The sequence below is a fragment of the Streptomyces sp. NPDC005402 genome, from assembly GCF_040606575.1.
GTDB lineage: Bacteria > Actinomycetota > Actinomycetes > Streptomycetales > Streptomycetaceae > Streptomyces.
Map to the genome: position 1 here is coordinate 39,479 of NZ_JBEXFB010000026.1, position 16,242 is coordinate 55,720.

The 16,242-nt window shown below is 72.7% G+C and carries 14 protein-coding genes; 5 read left to right on the top strand and 9 right to left on the bottom strand.

The window, feature by feature from the left end:
• Positions 1–3 precede the first annotated feature (3 nt).
• The 4 genes from nadC to ABZT02_RS37115 are packed head-to-tail and all read right to left on the bottom strand — an operon-like array spanning position 4 to position 4,626.
• Positions 4–990 carry a carboxylating nicotinate-nucleotide diphosphorylase gene (nadC, locus tag ABZT02_RS37100; RefSeq protein WP_356025738.1) on the bottom strand — a complete coding sequence of 329 codons (987 nt, stop codon included), beginning with the start codon at positions 988–990 and terminating at the stop codon, positions 4–6.
• Positions 991–995: 5 nt separating this feature from the next.
• On the bottom strand, positions 996–2,711 hold the full coding sequence (locus ABZT02_RS37105) for an L-aspartate oxidase (protein ID WP_356025740.1): 1,716 nt from the start codon (positions 2,709–2,711) through the stop codon (positions 996–998).
• Complete coding sequence (gene panC / locus ABZT02_RS37110) at positions 2,708–3,700, bottom strand: pantoate--beta-alanine ligase (protein WP_356025743.1); 993 nt, start codon at positions 3,698–3,700, stop codon at positions 2,708–2,710. Before panC ends, ABZT02_RS37105 begins: the two co-directional genes overlap by 4 nt.
• A complete protein-coding gene (locus ABZT02_RS37115; protein WP_356025745.1) occupies positions 3,697–4,626 on the bottom strand; it encodes a DUF2520 domain-containing protein in 930 nt (309 codons plus the stop codon). Before ABZT02_RS37115 ends, panC begins: the two co-directional genes overlap by 4 nt.
• A 171-nt stretch (positions 4,627–4,797) precedes the next feature.
• Here ABZT02_RS37115 and ABZT02_RS37120 point away from each other — a divergent pair, with 171 nt between their 5' ends.
• Positions 4,798–6,057, top strand: a complete 1,260-nt coding sequence (locus ABZT02_RS37120; RefSeq protein WP_356025748.1) for a beta-eliminating lyase-related protein — start codon at positions 4,798–4,800, stop codon at positions 6,055–6,057.
• 223 nt (positions 6,058–6,280) lie between these two features.
• Positions 6,281–7,387 (top strand): DUF5937 family protein, encoded by a 1,107-nt coding sequence (locus ABZT02_RS37125; RefSeq protein WP_356025750.1) that lies wholly within the window; start codon positions 6,281–6,283, stop codon positions 7,385–7,387.
• 63 nt (positions 7,388–7,450) lie between these two features.
• Here ABZT02_RS37125 and ABZT02_RS37130 read toward each other — a convergent pair whose 3' ends face one another.
• Positions 7,451–8,122 carry a response regulator transcription factor gene (locus tag ABZT02_RS37130; RefSeq protein ID WP_355750587.1) on the bottom strand — a complete coding sequence of 224 codons (672 nt, stop codon included), beginning with the start codon at positions 8,120–8,122 and terminating at the stop codon, positions 7,451–7,453.
• A gap of 81 nt (positions 8,123–8,203) precedes the next feature.
• Entirely contained in the window at positions 8,204–9,406 is a 1,203-nt protein-coding gene (locus tag ABZT02_RS37135) for a sensor histidine kinase (RefSeq protein ID WP_356025752.1), read from the bottom strand.
• Between the two features lie 118 nt (positions 9,407–9,524).
• Here ABZT02_RS37135 and ABZT02_RS37140 point away from each other — a divergent pair, with 118 nt between their 5' ends.
• Positions 9,525–10,553 carry an SAM-dependent methyltransferase gene (locus ABZT02_RS37140; RefSeq protein ID WP_356025755.1) on the top strand — a complete coding sequence of 343 codons (1,029 nt, stop codon included), beginning with the start codon at positions 9,525–9,527 and terminating at the stop codon, positions 10,551–10,553.
• Here ABZT02_RS37140 and ABZT02_RS37145 read toward each other — a convergent pair.
• Entirely contained in the window at positions 10,518–11,669 is a 1,152-nt protein-coding gene (locus tag ABZT02_RS37145) for an NADH-quinone oxidoreductase subunit D (RefSeq protein WP_356025757.1), read from the bottom strand. The genes ABZT02_RS37140 and ABZT02_RS37145 overlap by 36 nt on opposite strands.
• 31 nt (positions 11,670–11,700) lie before the next feature.
• Here ABZT02_RS37145 and ABZT02_RS37150 point away from each other — a divergent pair, with 31 nt between their 5' ends.
• Both ABZT02_RS37150 and ABZT02_RS37155 read left to right on the top strand, forming a co-directional pair.
• Positions 11,701–12,204: a PH domain-containing protein gene (locus tag ABZT02_RS37150; RefSeq protein WP_356025760.1), complete on the top strand. Its 504-nt coding sequence runs from the start codon at positions 11,701–11,703 to the stop codon at positions 12,202–12,204.
• On the top strand, positions 12,201–13,544 hold the full coding sequence (locus ABZT02_RS37155; protein ID WP_356025762.1) for a PH domain-containing protein: 1,344 nt from the start codon (positions 12,201–12,203) through the stop codon (positions 13,542–13,544). The genes ABZT02_RS37150 and ABZT02_RS37155 overlap by 4 nt, the downstream gene beginning before the upstream one ends.
• 30 nt (positions 13,545–13,574) lie before the next feature.
• Here ABZT02_RS37155 and ABZT02_RS37160 read toward each other — a convergent pair whose 3' ends face one another.
• Together ABZT02_RS37160 and ABZT02_RS37165 are read right to left on the bottom strand one after the other, a co-directional pair.
• Positions 13,575–14,906, bottom strand: a complete 1,332-nt coding sequence (locus ABZT02_RS37160; protein ID WP_356025765.1) for a hypothetical protein — start codon at positions 14,904–14,906, stop codon at positions 13,575–13,577.
• Between the two features lie 142 nt (positions 14,907–15,048).
• On the bottom strand, positions 15,049–16,197 hold the full coding sequence (locus ABZT02_RS37165) for an alpha/beta hydrolase-fold protein (RefSeq protein WP_356025768.1): 1,149 nt from the start codon (positions 16,195–16,197) through the stop codon (positions 15,049–15,051).
• Positions 16,198–16,242: the final 45 nt, after the last annotated feature.

Consider the following 16,242-nt stretch of genomic DNA (forward strand, 5'->3'; position numbering starts at 1 on the left):
CGACTACTCCGCCTCGCGCAGATCGAGGCCGATGTCCAGGATCGGCGCGGAGTGGGTGAGCGCCCCGACGGCGAGGTAGTCGACCCCGGTGTCGGCGTACGCGCGCGCGTTGTCCAGCGTCAGCCGCCCGGAGGCCTCCAGCGCGGCCCGCCCGTGCACCAGCGCGACCGCCTCCTCGCACTCGCCGGGCGTGAAGTTGTCCAGGAGGATCAGGTCGGCGCCCGCGTCCAGGACCTCCCTCAGCTGGTGCAGGGTGTCGACCTCGACCTCGATCGGCACGTCCGGGAACGCCTCCCGTACGGCCTTGAAGGCCTGCGCGACGCCACCGGCGGCGACCACGTGGTTGTCCTTGACCAGCGCCGCGTCGGACAGCGACATCCGGTGGTTGACCCCGCCGCCGCACCGCACCGCGAACTTCTCCAGCGACCTGAGCCCGGGAGTCGTCTTCCGCGTGTCCCGCACGCGTGCCTTGGTGCCCTCCAGCGCGTCCGCCCACGCGCGCGTGGCGGTGGCGATGCCGGAGAGCCGGCACAGCAGGTTGAGCGCGCTGCGCTCGGCGGTGAGGAGGTCACGCGTGCGCGTGGTGACCGACAGGAGCTTCTGCCCCGGCTCCACCCGGTCGCCGTCCTCGACGTGCCGCTCGACCTCGAACTCGTCCTCGCAGACCACCGAGACGACCGCCTCGGCGACCCTGAGGCCGGCCACGACGCCCGCCTCGCGCGCGACGAAGTCGGCGGTGGCGACGGCGTCCTCGGGGATGGTCGCGACGGTCGTCACGTCCACACCGTGGTCGAGGTCCTCCTGGATGGCGACATTGGCGATGTCCTCGACCTCCACGGGGTCGAGCCCGGCGTCGGCCAGGAGCTGCGCGAGCGCGGGGTCGAGTCCGCACTCCAGGTATTCGTCGTCGCCGATGCCGGCGTCCGCGCCACAGGCGCAGCCGTCGCCGCAGCCGCCGGACGAGGCGAGGGGAAGGTCGTCGGTGCTCACTGCTGTCACTGCTCCTGAAGGTGCTGCCGGGTCGGGGGGAAGTCTGCGGTATCGGTGGTGTGTACGGCGAGGGTCCGGTCGGGATTCAGTCGTACGACGATGTGGCGGCGCCACGCCGTGTCGTCCCGGTCGGGCTCGTCCTCGCGCCAGTGGCAGCCGCGCGTCTCCTGGCGCAGGAGGGCCGCGGCGGCCAGGACACGAGCCACGCACAGGAGGTTGGTGGCCTCCCAGGTGTCGACGCCGGGCTCGGCCGTCTTGCCGTTCTCGGTGAGGGCGTCGCGGGCGTCGGTGTGCAACTGGTGCAGCGCGTCCGCCGCGCCGGCCAGGGACGCGGCCGAGCGCAGCACGCCCGCACCGCGCGTCATGGCGCGCTGGATCGCGAACCGGGCCTCGGGGGCGAGCAGGGGATGGGCGGGCGTCTCGGGGTGCTCGACGGGTACCGGCACGCGCGCGTGGAGGCCGTTCGCCTTTTGGACCGCCGCGATGTCGGCCACGATGCGCTCGGCGTAGACCAGGCCCTCCAACAGCGAGTTGGAGGCGAGCCGGTTCGCGCCGTGCACGCCGGTGCAGGCGACCTCGCCGCACGCGTACAGGCCCGGGACGGTCGTACGGCCCCGGGAGTCGGTGCGCACGCCGCCGGAGGCGTAGTGGGCGGCCGGTGCGATCGGGATGGGCTCGGTGACCGGATCGATGCCGTGGGCGCGGCAGGCGGCGAGGATCGTCGGGAAGCGGTGCTCCCACATCTCGGCGCCGAAGTGCCGGGCGTCGAGGAACATGTGCTCGGCGTCCTGCTCCTGCATGCGGCGCGTGATGCCCTTGGCGACGATGTCGCGGGGCGCGAGCTCGGCCAGTTCGTGCTGCCCGACCATGAAGCGCACCCCGTCGGCGTCGACCAGGTGGGCGCCCTCGCCGCGCACGGCCTCGGAGACCAGCGGCTGCTGTCCCTCCGCGTCCGGGCCCAGGAACAGCACGGTGGGGTGGAACTGCACGAACTCCAGGTCACTGACCTCGGCGCCCGCGCGCAGGGCGAGCGCGACGCCGTCGCCGGTCGACACGGACGGGTTGGTGGTGGCGGAGAACACCTGGCCCATGCCGCCGGTCGCGAGGACGACCGCGGGGGCGTGCACGGCGCCCACGCCGTCGTGCTGGCCCTCGCCCATGACATGCAGGGTGACGCCCGCCGTGCGGCCGTCGGCGTCGGTGAGCAGGTCGAGGACGAGCGCGTTCTCGATCGTGCGCAGGCCCCGCGCGCGTACGGCCTCGACGAGCGCCCGGGAGATCTCCGCGCCGGTCGCGTCACCGCCCGCGTGCGCGATCCGGCGCCGGTGGTGGCCGCCCTCGCGGGTGAGCTCCAGGTCGCCCGCCTCGGACTCGTCGAAGTGCGCGCCGGTCGCGATCAGGCGGCGTACGGCGTCGGGGCCCTCGGTGACGAGGATCCGTACGGCCTCCTCGTCGCACAGGCCCACGCCCGCGACCAGGGTGTCGTCCAGGTGCTGCTGGGGGGTGTCGCCCTCGCCCAGGGCCGCGGCGATGCCGCCCTGCGCCCAGCGGGTGGAGCCGTCGTCGAGGCGGGCCTTGGTGACGACAACGGTCCTGAGGCCCTCTGCCTCGCAGCGCAGGGCCGCGGTGAGGCCGGCGACCCCGGAGCCGACGACCACGACGTCCGCGTCGATGGACCACCCGGGGGCGGGCGCGTGCAGTCGTATGCCTGTGCTGGTCACGAGGCGGCTCCGAAGGTCAGGGGGATGTTGTCGATCAGCCGGGTCGTCCCCACCCGGGCGGCGACGGCGAGGACGGCCTCGCCGGTGAAGTCGTCCTCGATCTCGCTGAAGTCGGCCGGGTCGACGAGCGCGAGGTAGTCCAGGGCCAGGGGTGGGTCCTGGCGCGCGGCGTCGTCCAGGATCAGCCGGGCGGCCGCGCGGACGGCCGAGGGGGCACCCGGCAGGGCCTTGGCGACGGCGTGCGCGTCGGCGGCCGCGCGGGACTCGCCGAGGGCGCTCAGGGCCTCGGCACGCGCGTGGGTGGCGGGCACTTCGCGCGCCCGGGCGCGCAGTGCCTCCTGGGCCGCGTGCCGGTCGCGGCCCGCGAACAGGGCGCGGGAGAGCGCGAGGGCCGTGCGCCGTTCCTTGGGCGTGAGGTAGCGGTTGCGGCTGGAGAGGGCCAGGCCGTCGTCCTCGCGCACGGTGGGCACGCCGACGATCTCGACGCCAAAGTTCAGGTCGCGCACCATCCGGCGGATCAGGGCGAGCTGCTGGGCGTCCTTCTGGCCGTACAGGGCGATGTCGGGGCGGGTGAGATGGAGCAGCTTGGCGACGACGGTGAGCATCCCGTCGAAGTGGCCGGGGCGCGAGGTGCCCTCCAGGCGCTCTCCCATCGGGCCCGCGCTGATGCGCACCTGGGGCTCGCCGCCGGGGTAGACCTCGTCGACGGAGGGCGCGAAGACGGCGTCCGCGCCGGCGTCCTCGGCGATCTTGAGGTCGGCGTCCAGGGTGCGCGGGTAGCGGTCGAGGTCCTCGCCCGCCCCGAACTGGAGGGGGTTCACGAAGACGGTGACGACGACCTCGCCGTCCGGTCCGGCGATCTCGCGCGCGGTGCGGATGAGCGTGGCGTGGCCCTCGTGCAGGGCTCCCATGGTCATCACGACGGCCCGGCGGCCCACGCGCGTGCGTGCGTGCAGTTCATCGGCGGTGCGCAGCAGGGTCGTGGTCATCGGGCGTCTCCCTCGGCGCCGTCGGTCCCGGTGGCGAGTACCCCGAGGAGGTCCTCGGCGAGCTCCGGCTTCAGCAGTCCGTGGGCGAGCGCGCGGTCGGCGGTCGCCCGGGCCATCGCCAGATAGCCGGAGACGGTCTGCGGGGCGTGCTTGCGCAACTCGGTGACGTGCGCGGCGACCGTTCCCGCGTCCCCGCGCGCGACGGGGCCGGTGAGGGCCGCGTCGCCGGAGCGCAGGGCGTTGTCCAAGGCTGCGCCGAGCAGCGGACCGAGCATCCGGTCGGGGGCCTCCACGCCGGCCGAGCGCAGCAGCTCCATGGCCTGCGCGACCAGCGTGACCAGGTGGTTGGCGCCGAGGGCGAGGGCCGCGTGGTACAGCGGGCGCTTCTCCTCGTCGATCCACTCGGGCTCGCCGCCCATCTCGATGACCAGGGCCTCGGCGGCCAGCCGCAGTTCCTCGGGCGCGGTGACGCCGAAGGAGCAGCCCGCGAGCCGCTGGACGTCCACCGGGGTGCCCGTGAAGGTCATCGCCGGGTGCAGGGCCAGCGGCAGGGCGCCCGCGCGCAGGGCGGGGTCCAGGACCTTCGCGCCGTAGCGCCCGGAGGTGTGCACGAGCAGCTGCCCCGGCCGCACGGCACCGGTCTCGGCGAGGCCCTCGACGAGGCCGGGCAGGGTGTCGTCGGGGACGGTCAGCAGCACCAGGTCGGCGCGCTGCAGGACATCCGCGGGGGTGACGAGCGGAACGTCCGGGAGCATCAGCGCGGCCCGTCGCCGGGAGGCGTCGGAGACCCCGGAGACGGCCACCGGCCGGTGCCCGGCGAGCTGGAGGGACGCGGCGAGCGTCGGCCCCACCCGGCCGGCGCCGACGACGCCGACGGTGAGCCGCGCTGGGCGGTCCTTGCTGTCTGGCTGTTGGACTGTACTCACGCGACGGCGGCCTTCCCGTTCCAGTCCGCATCTGGGTACCGGACGATTTCTCGTCATGTTAACGCGATCGGTTCGAGGGACGTCCGGTTGTCCACAGGCTGTGGGTTTCCATGGGCCACGCGTAAGGAAATCGGCGTGCCCTCGTCCGGGGGCGCACGAGATGATCCGCGCATGAGTGACACAGCGGGGCAGAGGGCCGTCCAGGCGGCGAACGAGGGACGACCGGAGCAGGTCAGGGAGGGGGAGCAGGCGGAGCACCGCACAGAAGAGGAGCGGCTCCTGCGGCGCCGCGCACGGCGCATCAGCGCCTACCAGAGCGCGGAGCGCACGCTGGCGCGACTGGGATTGCTCGCGCCCCTCCGTGAGCGCCTGGCGCTGCTCGACGGGGCGGACGCCCTGTACGACCTGGACGAGCCGACCGACCTGTACGGCAACGGCATCGTCGCCGCCCTGGAGGAGAAGGTCGCGGGTCTCCTCGGCAAGGAGGCAGCCGCTTTCTTCCCGACCGGCACGATGGCCCAGCAGGTGGCGCTGCGCTGCTGGGCGGGCCGCACCGGCAACCCCACGGTCGCCCTGCACGCCCTGGCCCACCCGGAGGTGCACGAGCGCGACGCCTTCCGGGAGGTCTCCGGTCTGCGCCCGGTCCCTGTGACGAGCGAACCCCGACAGCCCACGGCCGACGAGATACGCGGCTTCGAGGAGCCTTTCGGGGCGCTGATGCTGGAACTGCCCCTCAGGGACGCCGGTTACGTGCTGCCCACCTGGGAGGAGCTCACCGAGCTCGTGGAGGCGGCGCGCGAGCGGGACGCGGTGGTGCACTTCGACGGGGCCCGCCTGTGGGAGACCACCGTCCACTTCGGCCGTCCCCTGGCCGAGATCGCGGACCTCGCGGACAGCGTCTACGTGTCGTTCTACAAGTCCCTCCAGGCCTTCGGCGGGGCCGCGCTCGCCGGCCCGAAGAGCCTGATCGACGAGGCGAAGACCTGGCGGCACCGGTACGGCGGCGCGGTCTTCCAGCAGTTCCCGACCATCCTGTCGGCCCTCGCCGGACTGGAACACGAACTGCCCAGGCTGCCCGAGTACGTCACCCACGCGCGCGTGGTGGCCGCCGCGCTGCGCGAGGGGTTCGCTCGGGCCGGGGTGCCGTGGGCGCGGGTGCACCCCGAGGTACCGCACACCTTCGACTTCCAGGTCTGGCTGCCGTACGGCGTCGACGAGCTCTCCGAGGCGGCGATCCGGCAGTCGGAGGAGACGGGGACGGCCCTGTTCATCAACCCCTGGGACGAGAAGGGCCCGGGCCTGTCCATGACCGAGGTCTACGTCCGCGCCGCCGCCCTGGAGTGGACGGCGGACGACGTGCGGGCGGCGGCCGCCGACTTCGCCGTCCGGCTGCGGGAGGTCGCAGGCCAGGGGACCGGCGGCGCCCGCTAGGGGGTCAGCAGCTCGGGCGGTCCTGCCGGTGCGGCCACCGGAACAGCGCGTGCCGTGTCCGCCCCCGCGCTCGTGGGTGCCGGGCGCGGGGGCTGTCGAGGAAATGCTGCCGCGTGACGCTCAGGACCCCAGGCTGCGCGGCCAACGGCGTTGGCCGCGCGTCGATTGACGGCCCCTGTCAATCTAGGGCGGCGTTGTCAGTGGCGGAGTGCACCATGAGGCCATGAGCGTGCGCATCGACATCGCGGGGCTACGGCCGGAGAGGGTCGCCGTCGTGCCCTCGCCCCTGGCCGAACTCGGCATGGCACTGCACGCGCTGGCCGAACCGGGACACCATCCGGGACTCCAGGCCTGGGTGACGGGCGTGACCGCGCGGCTCGACCCGCACCTCGCCGACCGGATGTGCGAGGCGGACTTCCTGTGGCGGACGACGTTCTCGGACCTGTTCATGCCGTTCGCCGGCGTCGCGGGCCGGACCTCGCTCCCCGGGGTCTGCATCGCCGAGGATCTGGACCTGCTCGACAAGCTGACGGACGAGCAGTTCGTGGACGCGGCACTGGAGTTCACCTGCGCGCTGCCGTACTGCTCGCACGGCCCGAGCGTGCTCTCCGACGGCGCGCTGCACCGGCGGGCCCTGGAACTGGCCGCGTCGCGCGGACCGCGACAGGTGCGGTTCGCCGAGCGGCTGCTGGCCGACCCGCCGCGGATCCGGGCCTGGTTGCGGCAGTTCGTGGAGGACTGCGACGAGGCGTTCTTCGCGGACACCTGGTCGCGGCTGCGCCACCAGCTCGCCGCGGACGCCCGCCACAAAACGGACCTGCTGCGCCACAAGGGCCTCGCCGAGGCGCTGACCGCGGTGTCGCCGGCGGTCACGCTCGACGAGGCGGCGGGCCGCATCACGGTCGACAAGCTGGGCATCGGACACAGCGCCACGGCGGAGGGCGGTCTGCTGCTGATCCCGACCAGCCTGGGCTGGCCGCATCTGAGCGTCCTGCACCGGTACGGCTGGCAGCCCGCCCTGCACTACCCGGTCAACTCCCCCGAGCTCGCCTCCCCGCCGTCGGTCGAGCAGCTGGCGCTGCGGCTGACCGCGCTCTCCCATCCGGTCCGGATGCGCCTGTGCCGGCATCTGGCCCGCAGCGCCTACACCACCAGCGAGCTCGCCCAGGTGCACGGCATGACCGCCCCGGAGATATCCCGGCACCTGAGCGTCCTGAAGAAGGCGGGCCTGATCACCACCCGCCGCCGCGGCCGGTACGTCCTGCACCAGCTGGACGTCACCGTGGTGGCGCGGCTGGGCAGCGACTTCCTGGAAGGGATATTGAGGTAGCCCCTGCTCGGGCCGGTCCTTCCGGGCCGTGTGCCTCCGGGCCGTGTGCCTCCGGCCCGTCCCTCAGCCCTGGCCGCCCGCGCGCACCAGCCCCGTCTCGTAGGCGAGGACCACCACCTGCACCCGGTCCCTGAGGCCGAGCTTGGTCAGGATGCGGCCGACATGGGTCTTCACCGTCGCCTCGGACAGCACCAGCCGGGCCGCGATCTCGCCGTTGGACAGCCCCTGCGCCACCAGCACCATGACCTCGCGCTCGCGGCCGGTGAGCCGCTCCAGCTCCTTGTGCTGGGGCTCCTTGCCGGTGGCGGGCAGCATGGGCGCGAACCGGTCGAGCAGGCGCCGGGTCGTCGAGGGGGCGACCACGGCGTCACCGCTGTGCACCGAGCGGATCGCGGTGAGCAGCTCGCCGGGGGGCACGTCCTTGAGCATGAAGCCGGAGGCGCCCGCCTTCAGCCCGGAGAAGGCGTACTCGTCGAGGTCGAAGGTGGTCAGGATCAGCACCTTCGGCGGTTCGGGCTCCGAGCAGATGCGGCGGGTGGTCTCCACACCGTCGAGCTTCGGCATGCGGACGTCCATCAGGACCACATCCACGGCGGTCGAGCGCAGCACCTGGAGGGCCTCCACACCGTCCCCCGCCTCCGCGACGACTTCCATGTCCGGCTGGGCTGCGAGCACCATCCGGAACCCGGTGCGCAGCAGCACCTGGTCGTCGACGAGCATCACGCGGATCGTCATCGGGCCTCTTCCGTTTCCTCGGGGTCGTACGGCATGTCGCCAGGGGGCGTGACAGGTGTCAACAGGGGGCGCGCGTCGGTGTCAATGCGCTGGTTTGAGCGGCAGCAGCGCACTGATGCGGAATCCTCCGCCGGGGCGGGGGCCGGCGTCCAGGGTGCCGCCGACCATGCCGACCCGCTCGCGCATGCCGATCAGGCCATGGCCCGCGCCGTCGGCGCCGCCCTCCTCGTACAGCTCGTGCGGGGCGCCCTTGCCGTCGTCCTCGACCAGCAGGCCGAGGCCGTCGTCGAAGTAGACCAGGCGCACGCTGGCGCCTGTGTTCGGGCCGCCGTGCTTGCGCGTGTTGGTGAGCGCCTCCTGCACGATGCGGTACGCCGTGAGCTCGACGCCGCTGGGCAGCGGGCGCGGGGTGCCCTCGATCTTGAAGTCCACGGGGAGCCCGGAGCCGCGGCACTGCTCGACGAGGTCCTCGATCTGCTCGACGTCGGGCTGCGGGACGTACTCACCGCCCTCCTGGTGCTCGCCGGTGCGCAGCACGCCCAGCAGGCGGCGCATCTCCGCGAGGGCCTGGCGGCCGGTCGAGGAGATGGTCTCCAGGGCCTTCTTGGCCTGGTCGGGCGCGGCGTCCAGGACATAGGCGGCGCCGTCGGCCTGGACCACCATGACGGACACGTTGTGCGCGACCACGTCGTGCAGCTCGCGGGCGATCCGGGCGCGCTCGGCGGCGACGGCGACCTTGGACTGTGCCTCGCGCTCCTTCTCCAGGCGGGCGTTGCGCTCCTCCAGCTGCGCGAAGTAGGCGCGGCGGGTGCGGATCGAGTCGCCGAGCACCCAGGCCAGGGCGAACGGCACCGTCTGGAAGATCATGATCGCGACGTTGCCGAGCGCGCTGGAGTGCTCGTTCGGCCAGCGCAGCTGCGCGACGGGGGCCGCGCACAGGCCGATCGTCAGCGCCAGCCGGGAGGCCCAGCGGGCGCCGGTGGCCGCCACCGTGTAGACGATCACCAGGAACGCGAAGTCGGCGGTCGTGGTCTCCACGTCCAGCGCGAGCTGCACCACGCCGAGCCCGATGGCCAGCAGCAGCATCTGCTCCGGCATGCGTCTGCGCAGCGCGACGACCAGGCACAGCAGCAGGACGACAGGAATGATCACCAGCGGGGACTCGGTCCCCCGGGACTCCCCCCGGGCGGTCTCGCTCGCGAGCGAGATCCCGAACAGGATGACGGCCCAGAAGACGTCGACCCCTGTCGGGTGTCTGCGGAGGAAGTCATAGAGGCGCTGCACGTAACCCAGCGTAGGGAAGCGTGATGTGTGCAGGGGTCAACCGGAGGACCGATCCGTACCGCCCGCGCGTACTCCCCAAGGTGGAGGCCCCCTTCCCCCATGCGCCTAGCCTGACGGCGTGACCAATGACACGACGGGCGGCTGGACCGGTTGGCGGGCCGCCACCGAGGCCGCCCTCTACGGCCCGGACGGCTTCTACCGCAGGCCGGAGGGGCCCGCCGGGCACTTCCGTACGTCCGTGCACGCCTCACCGTTGTTCGCCGAGGCCGTGGCCCGGCTGCTGTGCCGCCTCGACGAGGCGTTGGGCCGGCCCGCCCGCCTCGACTTCGTCGACATGGCCGCGGGACGGGGCGAGTTGGCCACCGGTGTCCTCGCCGCGCTGCCCGCGGAGGTGAACGCCCGCACGCGCGTGTACGCCGTCGAAGTCGCCGGCCGCCCCGCCGCCCTCGATCACCGGATCGAGTGGCTGTCCGAGCCGCCGACGAACATCACCGGGCTGCTGTTCGCCAACGAATGGCTGGACAACGTACCCGTGGAGATCGCCGAGACGGACTCCTCGGGCCGGCCGCGACGGGTCCTCGTACGACGCGACGGTCGCGAACGTCTCGGGGAACCGGTCGCCGGTGCGGAGGCCGAGTGGCTGGACCGGTGGTGGCCGCTGCCGGCCGAGGAGGGACTGCGGGCCGAGATCGGCCTGCGCCGGGACCAGGCATGGGCGTCGGCTGTGGCGACGGTCGGGCGGGGGCTCGCGGTCGCCGTCGACTATGCGCACACGGCAGCCGCGCGTCCCCCCTTCGGGACGCTCACCGGCTTCCGTGAGGGGCGCGAGTGCGCACCCGTGCCGGACGGGTCGTGCGACCTCACGGCCCATGTGGCGCTGGACTCGTGCGCGCTCCCCGGAGGGCGCCTGCTGCCTCAGCGCGATGCCCTGCGCGCCCTGGGCATAACAGGCGCACGCCCCCCGCTCTCACTGGCGTCCACGCAACCCGCGGAGTACGTACGCGCCCTCGCGCGCGCCGGAGAGGCCGCCGAACTCACCGCGCCGGGCGGCCTCGGCGACTTCGGCTGGCTGCTCCAGCCCGTCGGCGTCGACGGCCTACTGGTCGACGGCCTACTTGTCGATGTCCCCGACCACGAAGAACAGTGACCCCAGGATCGCCACCATGTCCGCGACCAGCGTGCCCGGCAGCAGCTCGACCAGCGCCTGGATGTTGTTGTACGAGGCCGAGCGCAGCTTCAGCCGGTACGGGGTCTTCTCGCCCTTGCTGACGAGGTAGTAGCCGTTGATGCCGAGCGGGTTCTCGGTCCACGCGTAGGTGTGTCCCTCGGGCGCCTTGAGGACCTTGGGCAGGCGCTGGTTGATCGGCCCGGGTTCGAGTTCCGCGAGCCGGTCCAGGCAGGCGTCGGCGAGGTCGAGGGCGTTGTGGGTCTGCTCCAGGAGGACCTCGAAGCGGGCCAGGCAGTCGCCCTCCGCCCGGGTCACCACCTTCAGGGTGTCCTGGAGCTCCCCGTAGGCGAGGTACGGCTCGTCCCGGCGCAGGTCGAAGTCGACGCCCGAGGCGCGCGCGACGGGCCCGCTGACGCCGTACGCGTGCACGGTCTCCGGGGCGAGGACGCCCACGTCCCTGGTGCGCCCCCGGAAGATCTCGTTGCCGAGCACCAGGTCGTCGAAGCGGTCCATGCGCGAACGCACGGCGGAGACGGCCGCACGCGCACGCGTGGCCCAGCCCGCCGGCAGGTCCTCCTTGAGGCCGCCGACGCGGTTGAACATGTAGTGCATGCGGCCGCCGGAGACCTCCTCCATGACGTTCTGGAGGACCTCCCGCTCCCGGAACGCGTAGAAGACCGGGGTGATGCCGCCGAGCTCCAGCGGATACGAGCCCAGGAACATCAGGTGGTTCAGCACCCGGTTGAGCTCGGCGAGCAGCGTGCGTGTCCACACCGCGCGCGTGGGGACCTCCATGCCGAGCATCCGCTCCACGGCGAGGACCACGCCGAGCTCGTTGGAGAAGGCCGACAGCCAGTCGTGGCGGTTGGCGAGCATGATGATCTGGCGGTAGTCGCGCGCCTCGAAGAGCTTCTCCGCGCCGCGGTGCATGTACCCGATCACCGGCTCCGCGCTCATGATGCGCTCGCCGTCCAGGACCAGCCTCAGGCGCAGCACGCCATGGGTGGACGGGTGCTGCGGTCCGATGTTGAGCACCATGTCGGTGCTCTCCGCGGCGCCGCCGATGCCGACCGTGGTCTCCGTCGTAGGAGTCATGGACACAGTCTCTCCTACGTACGCTGGCCCTATGGAGACGGGGAGCGGGCAGGACACAGAGGTCGCGGGCGACGAACCGGTGTGGACCGGGCTGCCGCCGGGGCTGCTGCGGATGCGGCGGCTGTTGCTGGTGGTGTGGCTGGGACTGCTCGCGGTGGCCCTCGGGCTGCTGCTCGGTCTGCTGTGCGGGCCGGTGTGGGCGGCGTTCGCGCTGCTGCCGCTCGCCCTCGCCGGCTGGGGCTGGGTGGTGCTCGGCCGCAACTGGCGCTCCTGGCGCTACGCCGAGCGCGCCGACGACCTGCTGATCAGCCGGGGTGTGCTGTGGCGCGAGGAGACCGTCGTGCCGTACGGCCGCATGCAGCTGGTGGAGGTCACCTCGGGGCCCGTGGAGCGGCACTTCGGGCTGGCCAGCGTTCAGCTGCACACCGCCGCCGCGGCGACCGACGCGACCATCCCCGGCCTCGACCCGGCCGAGGCGGAGCGGCTGCGCGACCGGCTCACCGAACTCGGCGAGGCCCGATCGGCGGGCCTGTGACGACGCCGGGCGTCGATGACGCCGTACAGGAGAAGCCGGAGAAGGAACCCGTCGCCGAGCGGCGGCTGCATCCCATAACGCCGCTCAGGCGGGCGTGGGCGCCGGTCGCCGTGGTCATCGGGTGGGCCGTGCACGACCCCGACCAGGCGCAGCGCCAGCTGACCCGGCTGACGACCACCACCCTGCTGATCGCGCTCGCCGTCATCATCCCGGCCGCCGCCCTGTACGGCTTTCTCACCTGGTGGTTCACCCACTTCGCGGTGACCGACACCGAACTGCGTATCCGGACCGGCCTGTTGTTCCGGCGCACCGCGCACATCCGGCTGGAGCGGATCCAGGCGATCGACGTCACCCAGCCGCTCCTCGCGCGCGTGGCGGGTGTCACGAAGCTCCGGCTGGACGTCGTCGGCACCGACAAGAAGGACGAACTGGCCTTCCTCGGGGAGCGCGAGGCGCGGGCCCTGCGGGCGGAACTCCTCGCGCGCGCCGCCGGGTTCGCCCCCGAGACCGCGCACGAGGTCGGCGAGGCTCCGGCGCGCGAGCTGCTGCGCACGCCCCCGCGTGACCTCGCGCTCTCCCTCGTACTGACGGGCGCCACCTGGGGCGCCCTCGTCGCCGCCCTCGTCGTACCGCCGCTGCTGTGGATGGCCACCCACAGCCTGTGGACGGTCCTCGCGACCGCCGTGCCGCTGCTCGGCGCGGCGGGGGCGAGCAGCATCGGGCGGTTCGTCGCCGAGTACGACTGGACGGTGGGCGAGTCCCCCGACGGGCTGCGCATCGACCACGGCCTCCTGGACCGCAGCCACGAGACGGTGCCGCCGGGGCGGGTCCAGACCGTACGGATCGTGGAGCCGCTGCTGTGGCGGCGGCGCGGCTGGGTGCGCGTCGAGCTGGACGTCGCCGGATCGTCCAACTCCGTGCTGGTGCCGGTCGCCCCGCGCGAGGCCGCCGAGGCGGTCGTCGCGCGCGTGCTGCCCGGGGTGACCGTGCCGCCGCCGTCGGCGCTGTCGCGGCCTCCACGGCGGGCCGGGCGGTGCATGCCCCTGTGGTGGCGCGGCCACGGACTCGCCGTCACCGACACGGTGTTCGCCTCGCGGCGGGGGCTGCTGCGCCGGAGCCTGGCGCTCGTGCCGCACGCGAAGGTCCAGAGCGTACGGCTCTCGCAGGGGCCCTGGGAGCGGCTGTGGGGGGTCGCCGACGTGCATGTGGACACGGGAGCGAACAAGACCGTCACGGCCCGCCTGAGGGACGCGCGGGAGGCCGCGCAGCTGCTCGGGGCACAGGCCGAGAGGTCGCGGACGGGACGGAAAGGGGCACGGCCCGACCGCTGGATGGTCTGACCGTGCCCCTCGCGAGCAGCTGTGCGTCCGTCAGGAGACCGCGCTGCGCAGTCCCTGCAGGTTGATCTGTTCCGTCTCGTCGTGGGCCGTCAGGTCGATGACCTGGCCGACGCCCCGCGAATCCTCGTCTGCCGGCTTGAACTCCGCCTCCGACTCGGCCTTGTGCAGGGCGAGTGCCTCCTGGCCGACGACATCGGCGAGGTCCTCGTTCTGCACGGCCTCCAGGGCGTCCCGCGAGGCCCCCGACTTGGTGCCGAAGAAGTCGAACCCGCCCTCGACCCGCGGGCGTCGCACGGGAGCCGCGGGGGCCACCGCCACCGCGGTCGGAGCGATGAAGTGACCGGCGGGCTGCTGCTGGGGCCGGTCGGCTCTCGCCGTGGTGGTGGCGGCCGCGCGCTCATGCCCGTCGGCCGCCTCGGGCTTCCCCCGCGCCTCGTCCTCCTGCGCGGCCTCCGCCTCGGTACCGGCGGTGTCCGCCGCGGCGGAACCGGCGTTCACCGGATCGACCTTGGGCTCGACCTTGGCCGGCGGCTTGGCCTTGGCTTCCGCCTTAGTCTCTGTCCTGACCTCTGTCCTGACCTCTGTCCTGGCCAGAGCCTCGACCTCGGCCGGGGTCTCCGTCCTCGTGCCCCCGTCGTCCTCGTCCCTGTCCCCGTCGCCACCCTCGTCGAGCCGCTTCAGCGCCGCGTTCGCCCGCAGGAACAACCGCGACCCCTCCGGGGAGAAGATCGCGGGCCGCTCCGGCTGCTCCTCAGAAGCCTCCGCGGCCTCCGGAGCTTCCACGGCTTCCGCGGCCTCGGTCCCCGCCTCGGCCTCGGCCTCGGTCCCGTCCTCGGCAGCCACCACCACGGCCTCCGCCGCGGCTTCCGCCCCGGCCCGCTCCCCCGGCGGCAGCGCACGCGCCGGGGCGGCCTCTATCTCCAGCAGCCGGCGGCCCTCCAGGGCGCTCGCCCGCTCCGTCTCCGCCGTGGCGTACCGCCGCAGCAGCGCCGCGTGTTCGTTGCGCAGGCCCGCCAGCTCGGCGCGCTTGGCCCGCAGCCGCTGCTCCAGCTTGACGCGCAGCTCCCGCGACTCCTCGAGGTCGGTCTCGAGCTCGGCGACCCGCTCCTCGTGCCGCCACTCGTCGCTCGCACGCGCGCGCGTGAGGTCGGCGACCTGCTTGCCCGCCTGCGCGTCCCAACGCCGCATGACGGCCGCCCCGACGACCGCGACCGCCGCGGCGAACGCGGCTATCACGCGCAGCACGGCCTGCTGCGAGAAAACCCAGGGGCCGAAGGCGCAGACGAGGGAGACGCCTGCGATCGCCGACGGAGGCAGCAGCCTGTGCAAAGGCGGGGAATGGCGGTGACGTCCACGTGGCATGGCCAGAAACTTACCGCGCGTAGGCGAACCATGGTGCCCCGCCCCGTAAAAACACAGCCACCCCGTGGCCTTCACACGACATCAGGAATCGGAGCGGCCGCCGAATTCGGCGTATTGATCACTCGTCGACCACTCACACCACTCACCGATCGCTCATCGATCGCTGATCACCGGTGAGCAGCCCGCTCATCCACTCCAAGGTCGCCGGGATCTCCCGCCGCCAGGTGGTGAAGTTGTGCCCGCCGCTTTCGAGGATGATCGACGAGATCCGTGTCGTCTCCGTCGCCTTCACCCGCTCTATGAACTTCAGGGTGTCCTTGTAGTTCTTCTCGCCCACCTTGCTGCTGCTGACGAGCAGTGAGGTGTCCGGCGCGCTCAGGTGCTTGAGGCACCACCACAGGTTCGCGCGGTTGCGCAGCGCCTTGTCGCCCTGGAAGAGGTCGCCTGTGGTGGGGTCGACGGGCGCGTTGTAGTACGGGGACAGGCCCGCCCCGGCGACGTACACCTTGGGGTGGTGCATGGCGAGCTTCAGCGCGCAGTAGCCGCCCGTGGAGTCCCCGATGATTCCCCAGTTCCCCAGCTCCTTGCCCACCCTGTAGTGCTCGTCGATCGCTTTCGGAAGGTCCTTCGCGAAGAACGTCTCGGTCTGCGGACCGCCCGGCACGTCCGCGCACTCGGTGTCCCGCGGCGGTGCCACGGTCGGCCGCAGCATCACGAGGATCATCGGCTGGATACGGCCGCTCTTGGTGAGTTCCAGAGCTGTGCGCGGATAGTGGAGTTTGTCCACCAGCGCCCGCGCGGTACCCGGATAACCGGTGAGTACGACGGCGGCGGGGAAGGTACGCGTGCGATAGCGCTCCTGGAAATACTCCGGGGGGAGATAGACGTACGCGGGGCTGGCGATGTGAGAGGTGGGGCCGACGATGTCGACCTTCTGGACCTGCCCGGCCGACGACGGCCGAAAGCCGCCCCTGCCCGGCACGTCCCCTATCTCGGTCACCCTCAGAGGCCCGCTCGACCGTTTGCCCGGGGTGTGGTCGACCACCACGCCCTGGTCGGTCTCCTGACCGAACAGGTCGGCCCAGGAGGCGTAGAACCCGAAGGCCTGGTTCGCGGCGAGTCCTACCGACACGAAGATCAGGACCTGCGTCGTGAACAGCAGCCCGATACGGCCGCTGACGGACCGCCAGCCCCGGCGCGCCAGCCGTGGCCAGAGCCACACCGTGCCGGCGAACAGCGCGACTGCGGACAGGACCGCCGGCACCAGCGTGTTGTTGCTCGTGAGACCCATTGCTTGCTTTCGCTTTCCTCGGCCTTTGAAACGGCTTTGAGAAGA

Bases quoted from the DNA above. Each gene is read 5' to 3' on its own strand.
- panC (WP_356025743.1), bottom strand. From the start codon at position 3,700: ATGACCACGACCCTGCTGCGCACCGCCGATGAACTGCACGCACGCACG.
- ABZT02_RS37120 (WP_356025748.1), top strand. From the start codon at position 4,798: ATGAGTGACACAGCGGGGCAGAGGGCCGTCCAGGCGGCGAACGAGGGA.
- ABZT02_RS37125 (WP_356025750.1), top strand. From the start codon at position 6,281: ATGAGCGTGCGCATCGACATCGCGGGGCTACGGCCGGAGAGGGTCGCC.
- ABZT02_RS37130 (WP_355750587.1), bottom strand. From the start codon at position 8,122: ATGACGATCCGCGTGATGCTCGTCGACGACCAGGTGCTGCTGCGCACC.
- ABZT02_RS37145 (WP_356025757.1), bottom strand. From the start codon at position 11,669: ATGACTCCTACGACGGAGACCACGGTCGGCATCGGCGGCGCCGCGGAG.
- ABZT02_RS37150 (WP_356025760.1), top strand. From the start codon at position 11,701: ATGGAGACGGGGAGCGGGCAGGACACAGAGGTCGCGGGCGACGAACCG.
- ABZT02_RS37160 (WP_356025765.1), bottom strand. From the start codon at position 14,906: ATGCCACGTGGACGTCACCGCCATTCCCCGCCTTTGCACAGGCTGCTG.
- ABZT02_RS37165 (WP_356025768.1), bottom strand. From the start codon at position 16,197: ATGGGTCTCACGAGCAACAACACGCTGGTGCCGGCGGTCCTGTCCGCA.